The organism is Actinomadura darangshiensis (genome assembly GCF_004349235.1).
In the GTDB taxonomy this organism is placed as follows: Bacteria; Actinomycetota; Actinomycetes; order Streptosporangiales; family Streptosporangiaceae; genus Spirillospora; species Spirillospora darangshiensis.
Genome location: NZ_SMKY01000506.1, coordinates 1 through 3,673, shown reverse-complemented (window position 1 = coordinate 3,673; position 3,673 = coordinate 1). Strand labels below are relative to the sequence as shown.

The 3,673-nt window shown below is 74.6% G+C and carries 2 protein-coding genes; one reads left to right on the top strand and one right to left on the bottom strand.

Features of this window, described 5'->3' with window-relative positions; genetic code table 11:
* Positions 1-274 precede the first annotated feature (274 nt).
* Positions 275-2,431 (top strand): hypothetical protein, encoded by a 2,157-nt coding sequence (locus E1293_RS50440; protein ID WP_132206156.1) that lies wholly within the window; start codon positions 275-277, stop codon positions 2,429-2,431.
* 6 nt (positions 2,432-2,437) lie between these two features.
* Here the strand turns inward: E1293_RS50440 and E1293_RS45525 are convergent, their stop codons facing one another.
* Positions 2,438-3,472 carry a M48 family metalloprotease gene (locus tag E1293_RS45525; protein ID WP_132206154.1) on the bottom strand — a complete coding sequence of 345 codons (1,035 nt, stop codon included), beginning with the start codon at positions 3,470-3,472 and terminating at the stop codon, positions 2,438-2,440.
* Positions 3,473-3,673: the final 201 nt, after the last annotated feature.

Genomic DNA, 3,673 nt, shown 5'->3' with positions numbered 1-3,673 from the left:
GCGGGAAGGGGCGCCTTCCGTGCCGGGACGGTCGGGCCGGGGCGGCGGCGCCTCCGCCTGCGGGGGGCGGTCGGCCTTCTCCTTGGTTCCGTCCCGGTCCAGTGCCATGGTCAGTCAGGTTATTGAGCAAGACAAGCATTGGGAAGGCCGGTTCCAAGTGGAGGGCCTGACAAGTCCCGTGTCAATCTGCTTGGGTTGTTTGCGGCATCACCCCGCATGAGCCGACAGATGCGACGATCGCATCCACACCCGGACAGGACGGGAGTTCTACATCGTGAGCGGCAGACCGGTCGACCTCGGGGGTTTGTTGTCACGCCGTGAGCGGCTGTTCAGTCCCGACCCCCGCCTCGGCTGGGTGTTCCGGGACCGCTGGTGGTTCCTGCGGCCCTTCCCGGAGGCGCCGCCGCGGCAGGGGGCGCTGCCGGACTACCTCGCGCGCCGCATCGCCGAGACCGAGCAGGAGGCGCAGCGCCGGCTCACCCGGACGCTCCCGATCAGCGCGGCCGTCGCGGGGATCCTCGCGTTGTTCGCCGCCTGCTCGGTGAGCAGCGCCCAGAGCCTCGCGACCGGATCGCTGCTGCTGGCCGTCATCGCCATGACGCCGGGCGGGCTGCTGACCTGGTGGGCCGTCCGGCAGCGGCAGAGCGCCCGGCAGGCCTACGAGCTGGCGCAGCAGCAGATCATCGGCGGCTACCAGGACCAGGCGCGGCAGTGGCAGGCGCGCAAGCAGGCGCACGACGGCGCCGAGCGCACGCGGCTGGACGGCCTGCCCGAGTGGGGCGCGGCGACGCGGCCCGGCCGCCGCCTCGACGTGTTCGGCGGGACGCTCTGGGCGTGGGAGGCGCTGCTCACCACGTACGGGGCGTCCACCCTCGCCGTCCAGCCGCTGCTGGTGCTCGACCTGTCCCGCGAGGTCGTCAGCCGCGAGCTGGTCGAGCTGTCCCAGGCGGCCTGGATGGGCGTGGACGTGCAGCTGCTGCCCAGCCGCCAGGCGTCGTCCACCCTCCTGACCGACATGTCGCCGCAGGACCTCGTGGACGCGATCGTCGAGTCCATGCACGGCGGCACCCCCGACGCCGCGCGCGCCGACCGCAGCATGGACGACCGGATCCTGACGAAGGTGTGCGACGCCCTCGGAGCGAACATCACGCTCGGCAGGATCGCGGCGGCGCTGCGCGCGCTGATGGGCGAACCCGACGACGGCGACGTCCTGACCCGCGAGGAGCGGCGGCACATCGCGAGCGAGCTGTTCACCGTCGAGTACCGCCGCCAGGCCCACGCGAACCTGTCGCGGATCGAGTCCTACGTCCACCCGCTGGAGAACCTCGGGACGGAGCCGTCCAAGGCCGGCGCCGGCTACCTGACCTGCATCGCGCTGGACAGCCAGGCCCGCAACGTCCGGTCCGAGCTGCTCACCGACCTGGTCGTCCAGTGGGTCACGCACCGCATCGCCGCGTCCCGGGACTCCACGCCCGCCCTCGTCATCGCCGGCGCGGACGAGCTGGCCCGCCGCCACCTGGAACGGCTCTCGGACGCCTGCGAGCGGCGCGGCGTCCCGCTGACCCTGCTGTTCCGGCGGCTGCGCGAGACGTCCGCGGAGATGATCGGCGGCGGCGCCGTCGCGTTCATGCGGCTCGGCAACAACGAGGACGCGACCCGCGCCGCCGACTTCATCGGACGCGACTACCGGTTCGTCCTGTCGCAGATCACGAAGAACATCGGCGGGAACGAGTCGCACACCTCCACCGACACCGAGGGCACGGGCGACTCCGAGACCTACAGCACCAGCCGCACGACGGGCACGTCCCGCAACTGGGGGACGAACCGGTCGTCCGGCACCACCTACTCGGGCGGCGAGATGTTCGGGCTGTTCCCGGACCGGTCGACCAACTACCAGCGCGGCAGCAACCGGGGCGGGTCCACCAGCACCAGCGACACCGAGGGCACCGCGACCTCCACGTCGCGGAACTGGTCGGCCGCCTACTCCTACGCCGAGGGCACCAACTGGAGCGACGCCGACACCACGCAGCGCGTGTACGAGTACGCCGTCGAACCCGTCACGCTCCAGCACCTTCCCGACCACGCGCTCCTGCTGGTCGAGTCGGCGCCGGGCGGCGGCCGCAACATCACGCCCGTCGAGTGCGACCCGGCCATCATCACGCTGGAGCGCGTCACCACCGGCCCGCTTCCGGATCCGCCGCCCGCCCCGCAGGCCATCCCCGGCCCGGGCCCGGCACTGGACGCGCCCGGCCCGCTGCCGCCCCAGTGGGCGACGCCGCCCGCGCCCCAGTGGGCCGCCCAGCCCATCGCGCCGCCGCCGCGGGCGCCCCTCACGTCCGACCCGGGTCCGCCGCCCGGCCAGCAGACCGGGCCGCGTCCGCCCGACGAACCCCGGCAGGGACCGCCGCCGGGGTTCGGCGGGAGGAGCTGACCGGCTTCAGCCGAGGCGCCGCCGGAGCGACTGGGCGCGCCGGACGAGCGGCAGCGGCAACCCGTGCGGCTGGTGCTCGATGCGGTGCTCCACGGCCGCGACCAGGCCGGCGCCGAACCCCGCCCGCACCGCCGCCGCGTCCGCCCGGGCCTCCCCGCGGGCGCTCAGCAGGCGCGCGGCCGACGCGGCGGCATAGGCGACGGCGGCGGGCGGCGCGACCACCACGGTGACCGCCGTCGCGAGGATTGCCAGCAGGAACACCAGCAGGAACCCGATCGGCCGATGCCACGCGACCGCCCGCTTCCACATCGGGCCGATCGGGGACCACGGCTTGCGCAGCACCCACAGCAGCGCGCGGCTCGGCAACGTCACCTGCGCGTGGACGAACGCCGGCGCCTCATGCCAGCCCTGCACATGGCCCAGCTCATGGGCGAGGACGGCCTCCAGCTGCCCGGGTGGCAGCGAGCGCGCCGACTGGGACGTGACGGCGACCGTCCGCCCTGACGGCCTGCACGCGTTCAGTTCGTCCGACTCGACGACGACGAGCCGGAACGCACTGACGCCCGCGCGCTTCTGCACGTCCCGCCACGGCTGATCGGTCCGGACGCGTTCGGCGACGGTCGGCTCCCGGTAGCCGTACGCGCGCCGCGCCGTCAGCGGCGCCAGCAGCAGAACCGCCCACACGGCGGCCGGGACGACCGCGCCCCAGACGGGCCAGACGAGCTGTGCCCCGAACGCGACGCCCGCGACGACGACGCCCTCCAACGCCACGACGAGCCCGATCGCGGCCCCGCCCCGGCCGGACGGCTCGTCCTGCGGCCGGCCCGGTGGCAGGAAACGCCCGGGCTCCTGGGGTGCTGGAGCGTGCCGGACCTCCGCGCCCTGAGCCGGCGCCGACGTGGCGTGCACCGGCTCGTGCGCCTCCGGAATCGTCCACCCGGTGAGCGGCAGAGACGATTCGCCCGGAGCTGCGGTATCGCCCGCCTTCGGCCGCTTGCCAAGCGGCGGCGCCGCAGGACGCGCCGCGGGCGGGCGTGGCATGTGAGGCCTCCGCGCACCGGGCGTCGGAGGCGCCGTCGACTCCATCCGCGCCTCCGCCAACGGCGGCTGCGCAGAAGGCGTGTCTGCTGGTCGAGGCGGGGCAGACGGGCCGGGTGGTGTCACCGGCGGCGAGGCCGGTTGTGCCGCGGCGGCTGCCGGTCGGCCGGGGGGTGTGGCTGGCCGCGCAGGTGGTGGGACGGC

Bases quoted from the DNA above. Each gene is read 5' to 3' on its own strand.
- E1293_RS45525 (WP_132206154.1), bottom strand. From the start codon at position 3,472: ATGCCACGCCCGCCCGCGGCGCGTCCTGCGGCGCCGCCGCTTGGCAAG.